We start from the raw sequence: 17,932 nt of genomic DNA on the forward strand, positions 1-17,932 counted from the left end.
GCTACATCCGGCGGATCGGCGCGCCGAGTTGGAGAAAATCGCGCTCACGGCAAGTGAGGATCAGCACCTGCTGGTTCTGCGCAGCCTTGCCGAGAACCAGATGCATGCGCTCCAGCCGCGCCTCGTCTGTGTTGACCAGCGCGTCGTCGAGCACGATGCAGGCCTCCTGCCCGGCCTCGCGCAATATGTCGGCCAGCGCAATGCGGGTGATGACGGCGATCTGCTCACGCGCGCCGACGCTCAAGGCCCCGAAAGGCTCGGCCACGCCGTTGCGCACCAACTGCTCGATTTCGAAAGTCTCGTCGTGCAGAACGATGTCACTGTCGGCCTGGATGAGCCGCAGATAGGGCGCCGAGCGCTCGCGCACTGGCGCCAGCCAGCGATCCTTGGTTTCGCGCTGGGCATCTGCCAGCGTCGTGTGGAGCAGTTTTGCTGCCTCCGCTTCCAACGCCACACTCTTGAGCTTGGCTTCGGCGGCGGTGATCTGGCCTTCGAGCAGGGCAAGCTGTTCGCCCAGACCATCCTTGCCCAGCGCGCGAAGTGCTGCCTCGATCTCGCGCTTTTCCACGTCGAGCCTGCGGATATCGGCCTCGATCTCGCGCTCCGATTGCTCGGCCTGTTTTAGGGCGATCTGCTTGGCTTCCGGATCGGCGCCGGCAAGTGCTGCCCGGGCGGCGTCGCGCGCCTCATTGGCCGCCTGAAATGCCTGCCGCTCACGCTCGACCTCTTCATCCAACAAACGATCGTCGGCGGTGGCGCGCGCGGATGCAAGCTCCTCGCGCAACCTGGCGCATCGGGTCTCGGCAACCGAGACGCGCTCGTCCAGCACCGCCAGTTCGCGCCTTGCCGCCTCGACCGCATTGCGGCGCTCGCGCAGCTCGACTTCCGCCCCGCGCAGTTGCGCTTCGATCTCGACGCTGGCGCGGCGGGCGGCTTCGATATCGGCCGGCTCGACGGCCTGCGCCTCGCCGCCCTCGGCGAGCAGCGCATTGCGGACCAGTTCCTGGCGCAGCGCCTCGATGCCGTTCGGCGCAAGGGCCGCGACGGTCGCGCCATGCGTCTTCACCTCGGCGCGGGCAGTGTCCTGCTGGCGCAGCGCCGCGCGCGCCGCGGCGATGTCGGCAAGGCCGAGCCGGCGCAACGCGCTTTCGAGCGCCTGTGCGGACTGGTCTGCCGCGCGTGCCAATTCCTCGGTGCCGCCACCGGGGTGGATGCCGATCTCGCCGAAACCTTCGAGCACAAGGGTGGTATCACGCGACAGCGACAGCTCCGCCCCGACGGGCTTGCCGCCGACCTGCGCGGCCTGCCCTGCCGAAGGATGAAGCGTGATGCGCACGCTGGCCGCTTCCAGCCGCATGCGCGCCTGCTCGACGCCGCGCTCAAGCTTTTCCAGCGCAGCGAGGTCCTCGGCCGTGAGCGTCGCGCCCTGAACAAGCGCCAGCGCCTTGCGGCGGGCTTCGTCCGCCTCCTCGGCAAGTTTCAGCTGGCCGGTCAAACGCGCGACGGCCTGCGCCGCCTGCCGGCGGGCAAGAGCCTGCTCCATGCCACGCAGCCGGGCCGTGGCGGCGCGTTCGGCCTCGACCATTTTGTCCAGGCGCGTTGCGGCTTGCGCCGCGACGGCGTCCAGCCGGGCCAGCGTGGCGGACGCTTCTTCGCGGGCCAGACGCGCCGATTCCGAAGCGCCGAGATCGGCCGCGAGATCGGCAATGAGTTTTTGTCGGGTCGCGTTACGCGCGACGCTCGCCTCGTGCCTCAGCTTCGCCCGCTCCGCCGAGCTCTCGGCGGCACGCAGCGCCTCCTCCAGGCCGGAGACGGCGGCGAAGGCCTCTCGCGCGGCGGCGGCGCGCTTGCGCAAAACCTCCAGCGTGTCGTCGCGCTGGTAGCGGGCAAGGATATTCTGGATGCCGGCAAGGCGATTGACGCGCTCGTCGTGCTCGGCCATCTGCCGGTTCATGTCGGCCAGTTGCTGGCGGTCGTCTTCGATCTTCCCGGCGAGCGACTTGAAGTCGCCGCGCGGGTTTCCACGCTTGTCCCAGAACTGGTCCCGGCGCGCCTCCGCCGCCGACAGAAGGGCGCGACCGCGCTCGCCGCCAGTCACCTGGCCGATCTCGCGCTCCAGAGCAGACGCCAGATGATTGCGCCCGGCGCCGATGCCAAGCTGCCGGTGCGACATGCCCTGCTCGACCCAGAGCAGGCCGAACACGCCGTGATGCTCCTGCGGCTTGGTGCCGCCCGAGCTCGACGGCGTGAAGCCGAACATTTCGGCGAGCTTGTCCTCCACGGCGTCGCCCGTGTAGCGCTCGCCATTGCCGGAAAGCTGCGCCTCCTGCCGCTGACAGAACGCCTTGCGAAGGTTCCAGATCGCGCCGTCGCGCTCGAACTCCAGCGCAACCTCGGGCCGGACCGACTGGTTGTAGGGTTGCATGGCAGCAGCCGCAGCACCGCCCACACGATGGCGCTCGAACAATGCGGCGCGCAGCGCGGCGAGCAGGGTTGATTTGCCGGCTTCATTATCGCCCACGATGACGTTCAGCCCATCGCCGAGATCGTCGATGACGACATGGCCGAGCTTGCGGAAATCCTTCACCTCGATGCGGCGCAGCTTCATCTCAGCGCCCGCCATTCATGTGGTCGACATACATCATGCGAAGCGCCACGCGTGCGGCCGCCGCTTGCGGATCGGCATTATTGGCCGCCTGGGCCTTCAGCCGCTCGACCGCCAGCCGCACGAAGCCGGAAGAATCCAGCGCATCGAGATCGTCGTCGGTCGGCTCCTCGAACAGGCCCGCATCATCGACATCGAGATGATGAAAACGGTTGCGCCATTTTTCCAACTCGATCCCGAGCTGGTAGCGCTCGGCAAGGCTGATGCCGCCCTTGAGCGTCAGCGAAACGACGCGGCGGGCAGCGTCCGCTTCGAGTTCCGCCAGAGCGTCGAGCCCGGCATTGCAGGTGCCGTCCAGCATCTCGGCCTCGACCTGATGCCACCGGTAATGGCTGACCGGCACGGCCTCGACACGCTCGGGCGCATCCGGGCCGTCGAGCTCCACGATATGCACGAAGCCGGAGCGGTTGGCGCGGTGGCGGTCGGTCTCCGGCGTGCCGGAATACCAGGTGCGCGGGGCGATTTGCAGCGACCCGTGCCAGTCGCCCAGCGCCAGATAAGCGAGGCCGGCGGTGGTGGCGCGGTTGTCGGGAATCTCGTTGCTCGCCTCGGCCGCTCCCGGCAGGCGGTTAGCCACACTGCCATGTGCAAGGCCGATGCGAATGGCGCCTTCGGCCGTCGCGGCTGTATCGAACCATTCCGTCTGGTCGAGCGATTCACGTCGGCGCGTCAGCGGCGCAGGCAGGATGACGGCGCGGCCGTCCCAGCCTTCGATAAGCTGCGGGCGGTCGGCGATGACGATGTTTTCTTCCGGCCCCATCTGGCGAAGCCGGCTCCAGACGCTGTGGGCGAGTGCCGCATCGTGATTGCCCGGGAGAAAAATCCAGCGGCCGGAAAAGGGCTTTAGCGCATCCAGCGTGCGCAGGATGGTGCGGTCCTGCACCTCGTTGCTGTCGAAGGCATCGCCGGCCACCAGCACGGCATCGACGTTGCGCGCGGCCGCAAGCCGGGCGACCTCGCCGATGGTGGCGATGCGCTGGCTGCGCAGTTCAGCGCCCGCATCCCCCGGTATGGAACCGAAGGGCTTGCCGATCTGCCAGTCCGCCGTGTGAAGAAACCGGAACGCCATGCCGCCTTGTCGTCTGTCCCCGCCCGTCGCCCGGCGCGACTGTTAAATTCGTGGTCTGTTAACCCTGATCCACATATCCGCGCTCGCGCCGGCCCGCGCAAGCCCGGCAACTGCGTTAAGCACCGGAAAGTCCCTTCACCCGGGGGCCTCTGGACCAACGGTCCCCACTGTGCACGTGGAAGCTTTGGGTGTTTGATCCATATCAAGGACGGATTGCGCCGGCCGAGCGATAGTGATTTCGACGATAGAAAGGACGCGGGAATGTACAAGCACATCCTCATTGCCACCGACGGTTCGGACCTGGCGCAGAAGGGCGTCGAACAGGGCCTTTCATTGGCGAAGTCGCTTGAAGCCAAGGTCGTGGCTCTGACGGTGACCGAGCCGTTTCCGGTCTACGGCATGGCCGGCAATTTTGCCTGGGTGGGCAGCCCCGCCGATATCGAGGGCTACAACCAGAGCAGCAAGGAATTCGCCCAGCGAGTGCTGGGTGCGGCAAAGGAAGCCGCCGACAAGATGGGCGTGCAGATCGAGATCATGCATGCCGACGACAGCACGCCGGCGGAAGCCATTCTCGCCACCTCGGAAAGCAAGGGATGCGACCTGGTCGTGATGGCCTCGCACGGCCGGCGCGGGCTGAACCGCATCCTGCTCGGCAGCCAGACGCTGGAAGTGGTAACGCACAGCAAGGTGCCGGTGCTGGTAGTCAAGTAAACAAGGAGCACGAGCGGCCGGGCGCTCAAAGACCCTCTCTCAACCGGCCGCCGTTCAGCGCCCCTCTCCCTTGCCCTAGGAGAGGGGCCTTTTTCTTTGGAGGTCTATGGCTCCATCCGCTTGGCGCGGCTACTCCGCGGCCTCGACGTGCCGGACCTTGCCGATGCGGGCGGCGCAATACTTGAATTCCGGGATCTTGCCGTAAGGATCGAGCATCGGGTTGGTCAGCTTGTTGGCCGGGCTTTCGTTGAAGCAGAACGGCATGAAGATGGTGCCGTCGGCAACCTCACGATCGGCCCGCAGGATAGCCTCGACGATGCCGCGCCGCGTCTCCACCGTGATCATGTCGCCGGGGGCGAGACCGTTGCGCGCAATCTCGTAAGGATTCATGGCGGCGATGCCATAGGGCTCGATGGCGTCGAGCACGCCCGCCCGGCGCGTCATGGCGCCGGTGTGCCAGTGCTCCAGGAGGCGCCCAGTGGTGAGCACCAGCGGATAGGCCTCGTCCGGCACCTCGTCGGGCGGCAGAAGGTCGGCCGGCACGATGCGGCCCCTGCCATCCGCCGTCGGGAAACCGGAGGAAAACACCACCTCGTTGCCGGGTTTGTCGTCGGCGTCGGCCGGATAGATGACCGAATCCTCACGCTCGATGCGGTCCCAGGAGATGTGGTTCAGCGAGGGCATGACGCTCGCCATCTCGGTGTAGACCTCCGAGACATCGCCATAGTGCCAATCGAGCCCGATGCGGCCGGCAAGATCGACGATGATCTCCCAGTCCTGCCGCGCCTCGCCGGGCATGTCGAGCGCCGCCCGGCCCATCTGCACCTGCCGATTGGTGTTGGTGTAGGTGCCGCGCTTCTCGGCATGGGCCGAGGCCGGCAGGATGACGTCGGCGTGCCAGGCCGTCTCGGTGAAGAAGATGTCCTGCACCACCAGATGCTCGAGCTTCGCCAGCGCGTTGCGCGCATGCATCTGGTCGGGGTCGGACATGGCGGGGTTTTCGCCCATGATGTACATGCCCCGGATCTCGCCGGCATGGATGGCATCGACAATCTCGACCACCGTCAGCCCCGTCTTCGGGTCGAGCGTCTGGCCCCAGAAATTCTCGTAGTGGCTGCGGATATCGACGTTCTCGACCGACTTGTAGTCGGGATAGTACATCGGGATCAGGCCTGCGTCGGACGCGCCCTGCACGTTGTTTTGGCCGCGCAGCGGGTGCAGCCCCGTTCCCGGCCGGCCGACTTGGCCGGTGATGAGCGACAGCGCGATCAGGCAGCGCGAATTGTCGGTGCCGTGGACATGCTGCGAAATCCCCATGCCCCAGAAGATGATCGAGTGCTCGGACTTGGCATAGGTGCGCGCCACCTCGCGCAGCAAGGCGGCCTCGATGCCGCAGACCGGCGCCATCGCCTCGGGCGAAAAATCCTTCACCTTGGCCTTCAGCGCCTCGAAGCCGGAGACATTGGCCTGGATGTACTGCTCGTCGTAGAGCTTTTCCTCGACGATGGCGTGGATGAGCGCGTTGAGCAGCGCCACGTCGCTGCCGGCGGTGAATTTCAGCGCATGGGTGGCGTGACGCATCAGGTCCTGGCCGCGCGGGTCGATGACGATCAGCTTCTTGCCGCGCTTGGCCGCCTGCTTGAAGAAAGTCGCCGCCACAGGGTGGTTCACAGTCGGCCGCGCGCCGATGACGAGGATGCAATCGGCCTTCATCGCATCGTTGAAGGGCGCCGAAACAGCGCCGGACCCCACGCCCTCCATCAGCGCCGCCACGGACGATGCGTGGCACAGCCGCGTGCAGTGGTCGACATTGTTGGTGCCAAAACCCTGCCGCACCAGCTTCTGGAACAGATAAGCTTCCTCGTTGGAGCCTTTGGCCGAGCCGAAGCCGGCCAGCGCCTTGCCGCCATGGGCGTCGAGGATGGATTTCAGCCCGCTCGCGGCGCGCGCAAGCGCTTCTTCCCACGTTGCCTCGCGGAACACGGTGAGCGGGTCGACGTTGCGCAGGTCGGCATCGGCGTGCTTCGGCGCGCCGTCGCGGCGGATCAGCGGCTTGGTCAGCCGCTCGGGCGACATCGCATAGTCGAAGCCGAAGCGGCCCTTGACGCAGAGCCGGTTCTGGTTGGCAAAGCCGTCACGACCATCGACCTGGACGATGCGATTGTCCTTCACCGCTACCCGCGTCTGGCAGCCGACGCCGCAGAACGGGCAGAGCGTGTCCACCACGCGATCGAAGGATTGCACCGCGCGGGTGCGGAATTCCTTGTCCATCAACGACTTTTCGTAGAGCGCCCCGGTCGGGCAGGCCTGCACGCATTCGCCGCAGGTCACGCAGGTGGAGTGCCCCATCGGGTCGTGCATGTCGAAGACGGGGATGGCGTGGTTGCTGCGCCCAGCCATGCCGATCACGTCATTGACCTGCACCTCGCGGCAGGCGCGCACGCAGGCATTGCAGGCGATGCAGGCATCGAGATTGACCGCAATCGCCGGATTGGAAATGTCGAACTCGGCAGCCTCACCGTCGAACTTGGAGGGGTAGCGGCGACTGCCCGAAATGCCCATGGACGCGGCCCACTGCCAGAAGGCGGACTGGTTGTCCGGCCCCTCTTCCGCCGGGCGCATGTTGCTCGCCAGAAGCTCGAACACCATTTTTCGCGCCATTTTCGCGCGCGCGGACTCGGTGCTCACCACCATGCCCTCGGCCGGCTTGCGGATGCAGGAGGCGGTGAGCACGCGCTCGCCCTCGACATCGACCATGCAGGCGCGGCAGTTGCCGTCGGGCCGGTAGCCGGGAAGGTCGACGTGGCACAGATGCGGGATCAGCGTACCCTCGCGCTTGGCCACGTCCCAGATGGTCTCGCCTTCGGCGGCGGTGACCGGCTTTCCGTCGAGCGTGAATTTGATCGTGCCAGCCATCACAGGTCGCCCCGGAAGTATTTCAGCAGGTGGTTGACCGGGTTGGGCGCCGCCTGACCGAGCCCGCAGATCGAAGCGTCGCGCATGACGCTTTCGAGATCGCGGACCGCCGCTTCGTCCAACGGCGCCTGCTTCTGCAGCAGCGCGACCATCTTGGCCGTGCCCTCGCGGCACGGCGTGCACTGGCCGCAGCTTTCGTGCTTGAAGAATTTTAGCAGATTGAGCGTGACGTCCTTGGCGCTGTCGGACTGCGAGAATACCACGATGGCATGCGAGCCGACGAAGGCGTCGAGCTTGGCGAGCTCTCCGCCGAAATCCAGCGGTATGTCGCCCATCGAAGCGGGTAGGATGCCGCCCGATGCGCCGCCCGGCAGATAAGCCTTGAACTCGTGGCCGTCGGCCATGCCGCCGCAATAGTCCTCGATCAGCTGGCGCGCGGTGACCCCAGCAGGTGCCATCTTCACGCCCGGCTCCTTCACCCGGCCGGAGACCGACCAGGAGCGAATGCCGGGATGACCGGGCAGCCCTTTGGCCGCGAACCATTCCGCGCCGTGTTCGACGATGTCACGCACCCACCACAGCGTCTCGATATTGTGGTTGAGGGTTGGCAGGCCGAACAGCCCCACCTCGGCAATGTAGGGCGGGCGGTTGCGCGGCAGGCCGCGCTTGCCCTCGATGCTTTCCAGCATCGCGCTTTCCTCGCCGCAGATATAGGCGCCGGCGCCGCGCCGTAGCTCGATCAAGCCCGAGATGATGATGCCGGCCTGAGCAAGTGCGGCGATCTCTGTGCGCAGGATTTCCAGCACCGCCGGATATTCATCGCGCATGTAGAAATAGATGCGCTCGGCCTCGACCGCGTGAGCGGCGATCAGGGCGCCTTCCAGCGTGCGGTGCGGGTCGCTTTCGAGATAGAAGCGGTCCTTGAAGGTGCCCGGCTCGCCCTCGTCGCCATTCACGGTCATCAGGCGCGGGCCCTTGAAGGAGCGCACAATGCTCCACTTCTTGCCGGCCGGGAACCCTGCCCCGCCGAGCCCGCGCAGACCGGCGGCCTGCATGGTTTCGATCAGCGCATCCGCGCCGATCTCGCCCGCGCGCACTTTTGCCAGCAGGCGGTAGCCGCCGGTGGCGCGATAGGCGTCGAGGCCGATATAGGTGGGGACCACAGTCTTGGTTTCGCCGTCGCGGGCCATCTGCATCAGGCCCTCGCTGGTGGCGTGGTCGACCTCGCGCTCCTCGATGCGCGCGGCGGGCGCAGCATCGCAGCGGCCCATGCAGGGCGCGCGCACCACGCGTACTTCCTTCGGGTCGACGCCGGCGGCGAGTTCCTTCAGCAGCGTCTCGCAGCCTGCTAACATGCAGCTGATGGAATCGCAGACGCGGATGGTCAGCGGCGCGGGCGGGGTCTCGCCTTCCTTGACGATGTCGAAATGGTCGTAGAACGAGGCGACCTCGTAGACCTCGGTCTGCGACAGCCGCATCTCCTCTGCCAGCGCCCGCAGATGTGCGGCCGACAGGCAGCCATAGTGGTCCTGGATCAGGTGCAGGAATTCGATCAGCAGGTCGCGGCGGCGAGGCCTGTCGATCAGCAGGTCGCGCACCTCGTGCAGCGCCTTGTCGTCGAGGCCTCGGCCCTTGGGGCCACGGTCGCGGCCGCCGCCTCGCCTGAATTTCGGGTCCTGGATGTTCACCTGCGCCGCCTCCCGCATTTCGCGTCGACGTTGGAGCAATGCCAGCCTGCAAGCACAATAGAGCAAGCCAATCAGCTGACGCTAGGTAAATCAACCCCCACCATTGACGACCCCGTTTGCCTTCTCGATCACGAAAACGATGCGGCCGTTCTGCCGTTCGGTTCCGACAAGAAGGTCGCCGGTTTCGGCAAGCAGGTTGGGAATGTCGATGGAAGCGAGCGGGTCGGTGCAGACGACCTCGATCCGCTCGCCCGAGGCGAGTCCACGAAGCGCCTTGCGGGTTTTCAACGCCGGCAAGGGACATTTTAGTCCGCTCAGATCAAGCTTCGTCGTCATGTCGCGGACACGATGACCTGGGGCCGGCGGATGGTCAATCGGAGCTACAGCAAGCTCGAATAGGGCAGGAAGCGGACGACGTCGCCCGGCTTAATGTCCGTGACCTCCTCGCCGAGCTCGACCAGCCCGTCAGTGTCGACCAGCGACGACAAAAGGCCGGCACCCTCGCGCGGGAATTTTTCCGCCTCATAGGTTCCGTCGGCGCCCTTGCGCAGGCTTGCGCGGACATATTCGCGCCGGCCGGGTTTCTTGCGGTAAGAGAACGCAGCACGCAGCGGCATTGCCAGCAGGGTTTCGGGGGTCGCCCCGGCCAGCGCCCGGATCGCAGGTCGCGCGATATGGGCAAAGGTGACAAAACTCGCCACCGGATTGCCTGGCAGGCCGATGAAGGCCGCGCCGCGGATGACGCCCATGGCGACCGGCCGGCCGGGTTTGACCGCGACGCGCCAGAACACCAGTGAGCCGACGCTTTCGACGCTCGCCTTTACATGGTCGGCCTCGCCGGTGGAGACGCCGCCCGAAGTGAGGATAAGGTCGTGCCCAGTCGCGGCCTCCGCCAGCACGCGGGCAATCGCTTCGCCCTCGTCGCGCAATATGCCGAGATCGGTGACGGCGCAGCCGAGCCTGGCCAGCATGGCCCGCAGCATGAAGCGGTTGGAATCGAAGAGCTGCGCGGGGCCGCGCGTCGCTCCTGGCGAAACGATCTCGTTGCCGGTGGAAAATACCGCAACCCGCACGCGCCGGCGAACGGAAACCTCGGTGAGGCCGAGGGCCGCGACCAGCGCCACATCCTGCGGACGCAGAATTTGCCCAGCGCGCAGCACCACGCTGCCGGCGGCAATATCCTCGCCGACGGGGCGCACATTGGCGCCGTGCTTCAGGCCCGCCGGCAGGATCACGTCGCCAGCCTCGTCGAGCCGAACATCCTCCTGCATGAACACCGTGTCGGCGCCCTCGGGCATGGGTGCACCGGTGAAGATGCGCACGGCGTGGCCGGGCTCGATCAGCGCGCCGGGCGACATGCCGGCCTGGACGCGGGCGGCGATGGGAAAGACCTTCTCGCCCTCGGCCGGCAGATCGGTGCCGTGCACGGCATAGCCGTCGACCGCCGAATTGGTAAAAGGCGGCAGCGGTAGAGGCGCGATAAGGTCTTCAGCCAGCACGCGTCCGTCGGCTTCCGACAGCGCCACCGTCTCGGTGTCGGCGACCGGCGTCAGCCGCGACGCGATCAGCGCCACCGCTTCGTCGACCGTCATCATCGGCCCGCCAAAGGCGAAGCAGTCGTCGGAAAGTTGCGCCATGGTTTTTCCCTCCGGTCTTCGCCGGGCGGGAAGGCCGGCCTGAGCTTGCCCTGAAAGGGAGGCCGCGAGCCCCCGCCCTTTCAAGATTGGCCTGGATTTGAACAGGCTATAGACTGGGGGTCAAGCTGGCGGCGTGCCAAGCCGCCTGTGGAGATCGCCATGGAGCTGACGCCACACAAGGCCGAACCGGCCGTGATCCTGCCCAACCCGGATGACCCGCGCCTGACCGAGCGCGTCACCGGTATCGACCATACGCGCACGATCATCGAGGTGAAGGTGCCGGTGGAGCGCGCGCTGACGCTCTATCTCAACGCGCAGGAGATCGTCACCATGATGACGATCAACGACTATCCGGAATATCTGGCGATCGGCTACCTGCTCAACCAGAACATGCTGAAGCCCGACGACGTGGTGACCGGCGTCGACTATGACGACGAGCTGCAGGTGGCCGTGGTGCGCACCGAACGCCACACCAATTATGAGCACAAGCTGAAAAAGCGCACGCTGACCTCGGGCTGCGCGCAGGGCACCGCCTTCGGCGACCTTATGGAGGCGCTGGAAGGGATCGATCTGCCGGACGCGGAACTGCGCACCTCCTGGCTCTACGAGATGACCAAGACGGTCAACACCACGCCTTCGCTCTATCTCGCGGCCGGCGCGATCCACGGCTGCGTGCTGTGCCAGCAGGGCCGGCCGATCTGCTACATGGAGGACGTCGGCCGCCACAATGCCGTCGACAAGCTCGCCGGCTGGATGTACCGCCACGGTGTCGACCCGGCCGACAAGATCCTCTACACCACCGGCCGGCTGACCTCGGAAATGACGATCAAGACCGTTCGCATGGGCATACCCATCCTCGTCTCGCGCTCCGGCTTCACCGCCTGGGGCGTCTCGCTCGCCCGGCAGGCGGGGCTGACGCTGGTGGGCCGCGCGCGCGGAAAACGCTTTGTCGCGGTCTCGGGCGAGGAGCGGATCGTATTCGACCAGGACCCCGCTTCCGTCGAGGAGGAAGCCTCTAGACATCACCGCAAGGGCGCGGAAGGCGATGACTGAAACGAAGACCGAAACGATCGGCGTGATCCTCGCCGGAGGGCTGGCGCGGCGCATGGGCGGCGGCGACAAGCCGATGCGCGCTATCGGCGGGCGTCCCATCCTCGACCACGTGATCGAGCGTTTTAAGCCGCAATGCGACGGGCTGATCCTCAACGCCAATGGCGATCCGGCGCGCTTTGCCGCCTTCGGCCTGCCCGTGGTGGCCGACAGCGTCGCCGATTTTCCGGGACCGCTCGCCGGCATACTCGCCGCACTCGACTGGACAGCACAAATGCGGCCCGGCGTTCAATGGGTGGCAAGCGTCGCCGGCGACTGCCCCTTCCTGCCCCGCGATCTGGTGGCGCGGCTGCACGACGCGCGGGCCGCTGAAGGCGCCATGCTGGCGGTGGCGGCGTCGGCCGGCCAGTCGCATCCGGTGATCGGCCTCTGGAATGTGGCGCTGCGCGAGGAACTGCGCCACGCGCTGGTCGTCGAAGACATCCGCAAGATCGACCGATGGACCGCGCGCTACCCGCTCGCCACCGTGTCCTGGCCGGTAGAGCCGGTGGATCCGTTCTTCAACGCCAACACGGTGGAGGATTTGGCCGAGGCGGAAAAGCTGGTGGCGCTGGCGGGGTAGTTCTTTACGCCGGCCGAAAACCCGCCTCTTCCAGCGCCTGCCGCACCTCGGGCGAGCGCAAAGAGGACAAGAACGCCTGCACCGCCGGCCGGTCGCGCCGCGCTGAAACCAGCGCGAAATCGTAGTGTTCTTCCGTCAGCGGGATGAAGCTGAGGCCGGCAGCTTCCGCCACTGGCGCGATGGTGACGCCCCAATCCGCCCTGCCCTGCAAGACAGCAGCCGCCACCGCATTGTGCGATTTCGGCTGGTTCCAATAGCCGTCCGGCCGCGTGCCGCCAAGCAGCGCGTCGATGAGGATGCGCGTGCCGGCGCCCTGGTTGCGGTTGACCATCAGGCAGGTGGGATCGGTAAGTGCGGCCATTACAGCGGCTTGCGCCGACAGGTCCTCGAAACGCTTATCGCCCTTGCGATGGACAAAACCCTGCATTCGCCGCCAGCCGGGCACCAGTTCGAGGTCGGGCAACAGGAAGGGCTCGTTGTAGCTTTTTGTCCGCTCGTCGAAGAGATGGATTGGCGCGAGGTCGCATTCGCCGCGCCGCGCGGCGGCCAGCCCGCCGAGGCTGCCTACCGACAACGAGCGCACCGAAAGCCCCTGCCGCACCAATGGCGCCAGCACGCGGTCGAGCCCGGTGCAATGGCTGCCTATGATGACGAGATCGGGCACATGGACCTGCGGCGTGAACAACGTCACCTCGACATGCGCCCCGGCCGGCAGGTGATCGGCCAGCGCCTCGATGCGGACAAAGCCGTCGGCCTGGGTGAACGAGGTGATAGCGCCCGAGCCCTTGCCGGTGGGATAGGCGACCAGTCCTTCCTGCCCCTCCACCAGCGAGACCATGACGAATTCGGTGCGGCCGAGTTCGGACGGCACCCGCAGCGGCACGGTGGCGGAAACAAGGGCGTCGGTGCGCGGCGGCAGGCCGGCCATGCGGCGCAGCACCGGCACGATCATGTCGTGGAAGGTGAACATGGCAGAGGTGGGGAATCCCGGCAGGATGACCACAGGCTTGCCGTCGCAGACGGCGAGGCACAGCGGCTTGCCGGGCTTCAGCGCCACGCCATGAGCGATGATGCCTGGCTTGCCGAGCCGCGCAATGATGCGGTGGGTGACATCGCCCGCGCCCTTGGAGGTGCCGCCCGACAGGATCAGCATGTCGTGCCCGGCCAGCGCTTCTCGCATAGCCGCTTCCAGTGTCGCCTCGTCATCCGGGAACGCGCTGAGGAACACCGGCTCGCCCCCGTTTTCGGCAACGGCCGCCGAAACGATGGGGCCGTTGGTGTCGTAGACCCCGGCAGGCGGCAGCGGCGCGCCGGGCTGGACGAGCTCGTCTCCAGTGGAGAGCACTGCCACCTTCGGCTTTCGTGTCACCGGCAGGACAGCGACGCCGCAGGCGGCCAGCATGCCGATCTCACGCGAGCCGATCAGGGTGCCGGCGCGCAGCAGCGTTTCGCCGCGGGCGATGTCGGAGCCGGCATAGGAGAGGAACTGGCCGGGGCTGGCCGCGCGCCGCACGGAAATGCCGTCGCCGGCCGGCTCGGTGTGTTCGACCATGACGACAGCATCGGCCCCGCGCGGAATAGGGCCGCCGGTGGAAATCGGCGTGGCCGTGCCCCTAAGAACTGGCAGGGTGGGTTCGGTGCCGCAGGCGATCTGTTCGTCATTAAGTGCCAACCGCACGGCGCGACCCTCGCCTGCCTCGGCAAGGTCGTCCGAGCGCACGGCAAAGCCGTCGACATTGGCGCGGTCGAATGGCGGCACATCGATGGGCGCGACGACGTCTTCCGCCAGCGCCATGCCAAGCGCATTGGCGAGCGGCCGGTGCTCGACCGGAACCGCGCGCGGGAACAGCGCCGCCTCGAAGCGCGCCAGCGCTTCCTCGCGTGAAAGGATCGCCAGGAACTGCTCCTGTTCGATGCCGGGCCTGGTCGGAGCGTTGTTCATTCTGTTCCCCCCTCGCGCAGCCTAAAGGCGGCAACTTCGGTGCCTGCGGCAAAACCCTCGCTGTCGGCGGGAACGGCCAGCCAGGCGTCGGCTTCCGCGATGAGATGCAGCGGCAGCACGCCGGTGGCGAGCGGCACCCAGGTCTCGTTTTCGCGCTTCAGCAGCACCGGTTCCGTGATGCCGACGATGGAGGCGATCTTGCGCGCCAGCGGCAGCTTCAGCTCCCGACGCGGCAGGCGGCCCGCCAGGCGGTCGAGCGCCGGCAGCGCGAGCGTTAGCCAGACGGCAAACGCTTGGTCCGGCGCGCCGGGCAGCGCGATCACCGGCACACGCCCGAGCCGACCGACCGCAGCGCTGCGCCCCGGCTCCAGCGCGATGCCATGCGCGGAAAGCACGCCGCGCTCGGCCAGGGCCATCGCCGTTTCGTCATAGTGCCCAAGCCCGGTGCCGCCGACGAGCAGGACGATATCAGCCGGCTCGGCATCGAGCGCGGCGGCTATGGAGACCGCGTCGCGGGCCACGGCTTCGATGCCGACCAGCCAGGCGCCGGCCGCACGCGCCAGCTCCGCGATCAGTTCGACCGTGACGGTGCCGCCGTCGCTGGCGGCGACATCGATGAGCCGCAAAGAGGAGCGCCGCACCGACAGGTGCTCGATGCCGGCGCGACGGGCGAGCAACAGATCGAAGGGGGAAATCAAGCTTCCGGCGGCGATGAGCGCCTGGCCGGCCAAAATATCCTGCCCGGCGCGGCGGACGCCCTGCCCCGGCACCGCGTCGGCAAGCACCAGCACCTGTTCCTCGGCCGCCTCGACCTGCCCGGGCTCGACGACGCAGTCGCAGCCCCGCGGCATGGGCTGGCCGGCCTCGACCCAGCGCGCCTCACCGGGCGGCACGGCCGGCGAATAGGACGAGGCGCCCACGAGATCGGCCGAGGCGAACGCCCAGCCGTCCATCACAGCCTCGTCGGTCGACGGCACCGGCTCGGCCAATGGCGGCATTTCGGCTGCAACGCAGCCCAGCGCTTCGGCGAGCGGCACATCGATGGGCGCAACCGCTTCCAACCCGTCGAGCAGCAGCGCACGTGCCGCTTCGACGCCGGTCAACGCAGGGCGTTGCGAAGACACGCTCATCATGGCCCATGATGATCCATGACCGGCGCGATTTGCAATGTTTCAAAACGCAGTGATGCCGTCGCGGTCGCCAATTCGCAGGAAGCGGCCACCTTTCCGGACCTGAACAAGGGGCTTCAAAAGCCCGTACAGAACTGTATGGTACGCCTCATGGAACCGGCGGGCGACGTTGGAATGTCGCCCGCCGGTCTTTGTTTCATGAGGGAGGAATTTCATGGGGCCTGTGGTCGATCCCGTTCCAACGCGCGATACCCGTCCCGGGGCGGCGGATGTCGTGATCGTCGGCGGCGGCATCATCGGCGTCAGCGCCGCGCTGTTTCTCGCGCGCAGCGGCGTGTCGGTGGTTCTGTGCGAAAAGGGCTACATCGCCGGCGAACAATCGAGCCGCAACTGGGGCTGGGTTCGCCGCATGGGACGAGACCCGCGCGAACTGCCGCTGATCGTCGAGGCCCTCAAGCTCTGGCCGCAGATGGAAGAGCTGGTCGGCGAGGATGTCGGCTTCCGCCGCACGGGAATCCTCTATCTGTGCGAGGACGACAGCGACATTCCGCACCATGAGGACTGGCTGAAACGCGCTGGCAATTATGCGCTGGACACCCGCCTGATCGAAGGCAAGGCGCTTTCGGCGCTGATGCCCGGGGCCACGCGCAGTTTTCGCGCCGCGCTCCATACCCCGAGCGACGGCCGTGCCGAACCGCAGAAGGCCGCTCCCGCCATCGCGCGGGCAGCACAGCGCGCCGGCGCCCGCATCCTCGCACCCTGTGCCGTGCGCTCGATCGAAACCGAAGGCGGACGCATCAGCGGCGTGGTAACGGAACAGGGCGTCATCCGGACCAGCACGGTCATCGTCGCCGGCGGCGCCTGGTCGAGCCGCCTGTGCGGCTCGCTCGGACTACGTCTGCCGCAGTTGACGGTACGCGCCTCCGTGATGCGCACGGGGCCAGTGGAAGGCGGCCCGGATGGCGCGGCCTGGGGCAAGGATTTTGCCTATCGCAAGAGGCTGGACGGCGGTTACACGCTCGCGGACGGCACGCTCAATTTCCACCACATCAGCCCCAACAGCTTCCGCTATTTCCGCGACTTCCTGCCTATGCTCTCGCAGGAATGGCGCATGGTGCGGCTGCGCGCCGGCCTGGATTTCTTCACCGGCCCCTTCGGCCTGTCGCCTTCGGTGGAGCCGGGCCAGAGCGTCTACGAGCGCCACAGGACACTCGACCCCGCGCCGGTAACCGCGCGACTGGACCTCGTGCGCAAGAAGATGGAAGAAATGTTCCCGGTTCTGAAAGGCGTGCCGATAGAGCAGCGCTGGGCCGGCTTCATCGACGCCACGCCGGACGCTGTGCCGGTGATTTCGCCGGTCAAGTCGCTGCCGGGGCTGGTGATCGCGACTGGCTTCTCCGGCCACGGCTTCGGCATCGGCCCCGCTGCCGGCCAGCTGGCGGCAAATCTGGCAACGGGCGATACGCCCATCGTCGATCCGACGCCCTTCCGCTACGAGCGCTTCATCGACGGCACGAAACCGAGGCCGACCACCGGCGTGTAGCGTGTGTCAACGACGCTAGGCGGCGTTCGGACGCCCGGCGCCGACCTGGCTGAGCAGCCAGTCCTGGAAAGCGACGGCGACCTTGTTGTTCTGCCGGCTTTCCGGAAAGACGACGAAGTAGCTGTTTTCGGTCGCCATGGGCAGGTCGAAAAGCGTCGTCAGCGCGCCGCTGCGGATTTCCTCCTCGATCAGGTAGGATGGAAGAAGGCCCACCCCCAGCCCGGAAAGAACGGCTGAGATAATCATTGAGAACTGGTCGAAGCGGTTGCCGCGATAGGCATTCTGGGCGGCAACGCCATTGGCTTCGAACCATTGCGCCCAGAGGCGCGGGCGCGTGGTGAGGTGGATAAGCGGCGCGTCGGCAAGATCTTCGGGGTTCCGCGCCGCCAGCTTCTCGATCGTCTTCCCGCTTGCCACTGGCAGGACCACTTCGCTGCACAGGAAGGTGGAACGCGCCCGCGCCCAGGTGGGCTGGCCATAATGGATCGCCAGATCGAAATCCTCCTCGTCGAAGTCGAACGGGGTCGAGCGGGATTCGATGGTCACGGACACATTCGGGTGGGTATCCAGAAATTTGGACAGGCGCGGCACCAGCCACCTGGTTCCGAATGTGGGCAGCGTGGCTACCCGCAGCGAGGCCTTTATATCGGCCGCAGCCACCGCGCCGATCATCAACTGCTCCGATTGATGCAGCAGACGCCGCACCTCGGGCAGCAGGCGCGCGCCAGCCGCCGACAGCACGACGCGCTGCCTGATCCTCTCGAACAGCAGCAGCCCGGTCTGGCGCTCCAGATCGGCAATCTGGCGGCTCACTGCGCTTTGCGTGAGATTCAGCTCCTCCGCCGCGCGCGTGAAATTGCCGTGCCTGGCGGCGCTTTCGAAGGCCTGCAGATTAACGAGAGCGGGAACCAGCGTTCGGCGCATGTTCATTCCATTTACGCATCAAGCCAGCATCCGAT

The 17,932-nt window shown here is 66.8% G+C and carries 13 protein-coding genes; 4 read left to right on the forward strand and 9 right to left on the reverse strand.

Annotation, left to right across the window (positions count from 1 at the left end):
* Window position 1: 1 nt before the first annotated feature.
* Entirely contained in the window at window positions 2-2,623 is a 2,622-nt protein-coding gene (locus C7I85_RS22320; RefSeq protein WP_106726232.1) for an AAA family ATPase, read from the reverse strand.
* Window positions 2,610-3,734: a metallophosphoesterase family protein gene (locus tag C7I85_RS22325; RefSeq protein WP_106726233.1), complete on the reverse strand. Its 1,125-nt coding sequence runs from the start codon at window positions 3,732-3,734 to the stop codon at window positions 2,610-2,612. The genes C7I85_RS22320 and C7I85_RS22325 overlap by 14 nt, the downstream gene beginning before the upstream one ends.
* Window positions 3,735-3,995: 261 nt before the next feature.
* Between C7I85_RS22325 and C7I85_RS22330 the strand changes: the two genes are divergently transcribed.
* Window positions 3,996-4,445 (forward strand): universal stress protein, encoded by a 450-nt coding sequence (locus C7I85_RS22330; protein ID WP_106726234.1) that lies wholly within the window; start codon window positions 3,996-3,998, stop codon window positions 4,443-4,445.
* 129 nt (window positions 4,446-4,574) lie between these two features.
* Here C7I85_RS22330 and fdhF read toward each other — a convergent pair whose 3' ends face one another.
* From fdhF to C7I85_RS22350, 4 genes are all read right to left on the reverse strand, one after another.
* Window positions 4,575-7,361 (reverse strand): formate dehydrogenase subunit alpha, encoded by a 2,787-nt coding sequence (gene fdhF, locus C7I85_RS22335; RefSeq protein ID WP_181257276.1) that lies wholly within the window; start codon window positions 7,359-7,361, stop codon window positions 4,575-4,577.
* Window positions 7,361-9,043 carry an NAD(P)H-dependent oxidoreductase subunit E gene (locus tag C7I85_RS22340; RefSeq protein WP_428832891.1) on the reverse strand — a complete coding sequence of 561 codons (1,683 nt, stop codon included), beginning with the start codon at window positions 9,041-9,043 and terminating at the stop codon, window positions 7,361-7,363. Before C7I85_RS22340 ends, fdhF begins: the two co-directional genes overlap by 1 nt.
* A 96-nt stretch (window positions 9,044-9,139) precedes the next feature.
* Window positions 9,140-9,385: a sulfurtransferase TusA family protein gene (locus tag C7I85_RS22345; RefSeq protein WP_106726237.1), complete on the reverse strand. Its 246-nt coding sequence runs from the start codon at window positions 9,383-9,385 to the stop codon at window positions 9,140-9,142.
* Window positions 9,386-9,429: 44 nt separating this feature from the next.
* Complete coding sequence (locus C7I85_RS22350; RefSeq protein ID WP_106726238.1) at window positions 9,430-10,686, reverse strand: molybdopterin molybdotransferase MoeA; 1,257 nt, start codon at window positions 10,684-10,686, stop codon at window positions 9,430-9,432.
* 159 nt (window positions 10,687-10,845) lie between these two features.
* Between C7I85_RS22350 and C7I85_RS22355 the strand changes: the two genes are divergently transcribed.
* Window positions 10,846-11,739: a formate dehydrogenase accessory sulfurtransferase FdhD gene (locus tag C7I85_RS22355; RefSeq protein ID WP_106726239.1), complete on the forward strand. Its 894-nt coding sequence runs from the start codon at window positions 10,846-10,848 to the stop codon at window positions 11,737-11,739.
* Window positions 11,732-12,358 (forward strand): molybdenum cofactor guanylyltransferase MobA, encoded by a 627-nt coding sequence (gene mobA, locus C7I85_RS22360; protein WP_106726240.1) that lies wholly within the window; start codon window positions 11,732-11,734, stop codon window positions 12,356-12,358. Before C7I85_RS22355 ends, mobA begins: the two co-directional genes overlap by 8 nt.
* A 4-nt stretch (window positions 12,359-12,362) precedes the next feature.
* On the opposite strand, the gene C7I85_RS22365 is transcribed toward mobA, so the two are convergent.
* Both C7I85_RS22365 and C7I85_RS22370 read right to left on the reverse strand, forming a co-directional pair.
* Window positions 12,363-14,300, reverse strand: a complete 1,938-nt coding sequence (locus C7I85_RS22365) for a molybdopterin biosynthesis protein (RefSeq protein WP_106726241.1) — start codon at window positions 14,298-14,300, stop codon at window positions 12,363-12,365.
* A complete protein-coding gene (locus tag C7I85_RS22370; protein WP_245445049.1) occupies window positions 14,297-15,433 on the reverse strand; it encodes a molybdopterin-binding protein in 1,137 nt (378 codons plus the stop codon). The genes C7I85_RS22365 and C7I85_RS22370 overlap by 4 nt, the downstream gene beginning before the upstream one ends.
* 211 nt (window positions 15,434-15,644) lie before the next feature.
* Here C7I85_RS22370 and C7I85_RS22375 point away from each other — a divergent pair, with 211 nt between their 5' ends.
* A complete protein-coding gene (locus C7I85_RS22375) occupies window positions 15,645-16,973 on the forward strand; it encodes an NAD(P)/FAD-dependent oxidoreductase (protein WP_106726242.1) in 1,329 nt (442 codons plus the stop codon).
* Window positions 16,974-16,988: 15 nt separating this feature from the next.
* On the opposite strand, the gene C7I85_RS22380 is transcribed toward C7I85_RS22375, so the two are convergent.
* Entirely contained in the window at window positions 16,989-17,903 is a 915-nt protein-coding gene (locus C7I85_RS22380) for a LysR family transcriptional regulator (RefSeq protein ID WP_106726243.1), read from the reverse strand.
* Between the last annotated feature and the right edge of the window lie 29 nt (window positions 17,904-17,932).

Origin of the sequence: Pseudaminobacter soli (ex Li et al. 2025), from assembly GCF_003012705.1 — a bacterium.
Classification (GTDB): Bacteria; Pseudomonadota; Alphaproteobacteria; order Rhizobiales; family Rhizobiaceae; genus Pseudaminobacter; species Pseudaminobacter soli.